This window comes from Streptomyces sp. NPDC004561 (genome assembly GCF_053602155.1).
Window position 1 is genome coordinate 1 of record NZ_JBSGDB010000789.1, and the last position, 2,437, is coordinate 2,437.

The 2,437-nt window shown below is 73.4% G+C and carries 3 protein-coding genes; 2 read left to right on the plus strand and 1 reads right to left on the minus strand.

Going from position 1 to position 2,437, the window contains the following annotated elements:
- On the minus strand, positions 1-1,171 hold a 1,171-nt coding region (locus ACWEN3_RS45305), incomplete at its 3' end, for an FUSC family protein (protein WP_452984136.1).
- A gap of 251 nt (positions 1,172-1,422) precedes the next feature.
- Between ACWEN3_RS45305 and ACWEN3_RS45310 the strand changes: the two genes are divergently transcribed.
- Both ACWEN3_RS45310 and ACWEN3_RS45315 read left to right on the plus strand, forming a co-directional pair.
- A complete protein-coding gene (locus ACWEN3_RS45310) occupies positions 1,423-1,899 on the plus strand; it encodes an Lrp/AsnC family transcriptional regulator (protein WP_452984138.1) in 477 nt (158 codons plus the stop codon).
- Positions 1,900-1,919: 20 nt separating this feature from the next.
- Positions 1,920-2,437, plus strand: a 518-nt coding sequence (locus ACWEN3_RS45315; protein WP_452984140.1) for an HAD family hydrolase, incomplete at its 3' end; no start/stop codon positions are given.

The following is a 2,437-nucleotide window of genomic DNA, read 5'->3' on the forward strand; positions in this document are numbered from 1 at the left end:
ACGTCCGGCCCCGGGGTGGGGGTCGGCGGGTCGAGCGATCGGTCAGTGGTGCCGGCCCGTCGGCAGGCCGTCCGCCTGGTACAGGGGGCACGGCGAGGCGCGCCGCGGCCTCGGCGGTGCAGGTGTGGACGCAGCGCAGGGCGCGCTGGATCCAGGCGTCCGTGGTCGCGTGCGTGGTGACCGGCAGCACGAACAGCACGGCGAGCATGGCGCCGAGCGCCCCCACGCCGGTCTCGGTGAGGCGCAGGGCGAGCAGACCGGGGCTGAGCACGCCGAGGAGGCCGTACAGCGTTTCGGCGAGCACGGTCACCCAGAGCATCATCCAGGTGTAGGAGACGGCGGCCGTGTAGAAGATGCCGAACACGGCGATCGCGACGAGGACGGCCGTCGGGACGGGCGCGCCGTGGACGGGTAGGGTGACGAGGAAGCCCAGGCAGATGCCGAGCAGCGTGCCGAGGACCCGGCGGAAGCCGCGTACCAGCGTCTCACCGCGCGAGGCGGTGTTGACGAAGACCCACCAGGTGGCGCCGACGGCCCAGTACCAGCGCTGTCCCGACACCAGCTGGCCCACGACGAGGGCGAAGCCCGCGCCGGCGGTCGCCTGGACCGCCTGCCGTGTGGTCGCCCGGGCGAGCCCGGTCCCGGTGGGCGGGGCGGGGACGGCGGCCGGGGGCAGCCGGCGCTCGTAGCACCACGCGCCGAAGCGGACCACGGCCGCGCTGAGCACGGACAGCAGCACGGCGGCGTACAGCTCGGGCAGCTTCTCGGGCGTGGCGTGCAGGAACTGGGCCACGAAGAAGGTCATGAAGGCGAACACGCCGAGGCTGTGCCCGCGCGGTCCCCAGCGGCGTGCGTACACGCCGGCGCCGACGACGGCCAGGAAGGCGAGGTCCCGCGCCACCGGGTAGGCGTGCAGCTCGGCGGCGACGGCGAGCACCGGCACGCCCACGGCGGGCAGCAGCGCGGTGGTGACCGCCTGTCCGCGCACGGTGGCGTCGGCGACGGTGAACAGGGCGAGCAGCGCGGCGAGGCCGCCGGTGACCACGCCGGGGAGCGAGTGCCCGGCGAGGAAGCAGACCACGACCGCCAGCCCGATGCCGAGGACGGCCCGCGCGGCGAAGCGCAGCCGCGCCCGCCCCGGGTCCGGAGCCACGAACACCCTCTTCAGCACTGTTTTCCTCCCCTGGGACCCATCGACGCGCGATGCCACCGGACGACATGGAAAAGGCGCCGCGGAGACCCGCAGCGCCATCGACGTCTCCATGAGAGCATCCCCGAGGTCACTGGCTCAAGTGTTGTCCGCATCACTGGGCCAATGGCACGCCCAGGGTCCGGCACGGGCGCCGACCGGAAAGCCAACGGTCCAGGTCGGACGGTACGCAGGGGAGGCGGGCCCCTGAGCCATTGGTACAGTCGTACGTCATGGCCGTGGACGAACTCGACACCCGCATCCTGCGACTGCTGCTGGAGCAGCCGCGCACCAGCGTGCGCGAGTACGCGCGCATCCTCGGTGTCGCCCGCGGCACGCTGCAGGCCCGTATGGACCGCATGGAGCGCGACGGCGTGATCACCGGCACGGGCCCCTCGCTGTCGCCGTCCGCGCTGGGCCATCCGGTGCTGGCGTTCGTGCACATCGAGGTCACCCAGGGCCACCTCGACGACGTCGGGGACGCGCTGGCCGCCGTGCCGGAGATCGTGGAGGCCTTCTCGATCACGGGCGGCGGCGACCTGCTCGCCCGGGTGGTGGGCCGGGACAACGCCCATCTGGAGGACGTCATCCAGAAGCTGATCAGCCTGCCGGGCGTCGTGCGCACCCGCACCGAGGTGGCCCTGCGCGAGCGCGTCCCCTTCCGGCTGCTGCCCCTGGTGGAGTCCGTCGGCCGGGCGGCCCGCGCCTGACCCCGGGCATGCTGGACGGCATGAGCGATCTCGGTGCCCTCTCGGTCATCTTCGATCTCGACGGAACGCTGGTGGACAGCGAGCCGAACTACTACGAGGCGAGCCGGCGGACCCTGGCCGAGCACGGGGTGCCGGACTTCACCTGGGCGGACCACGAGAGCTACGTCGGGATCAGCACCCAGGAGACGGTGGTGCTCTGGCGGGAGCGCTACGGCCTGCGCGCCCCGGCGGACGAACTGCTGGCCGCGCTGAACCGGCGCTATCTGGAGCTGGCCCGCGCCCATACGCGCGCGTACCCCGAGATGCGCAAGTTCGTGGAGCTGCTGGCCGCCGAGGGCGTACCGACGGCTGACGCCTCGGGCTCCTCGTCCGAGGCCATCGACGCGATCCTGGCGGGCACCGGCCTCGACGCCTTTCTGCGCACGGTGGTCTCGACCGACGAGGTCCCGCGCGGCAAGCCCGCGCCCGACGTGTTCCTGGAGGCGGCCCGGCGGCTCGGCGCGGATCCGGCGGACTGCGTGGTGCTGGAGGACGCGGC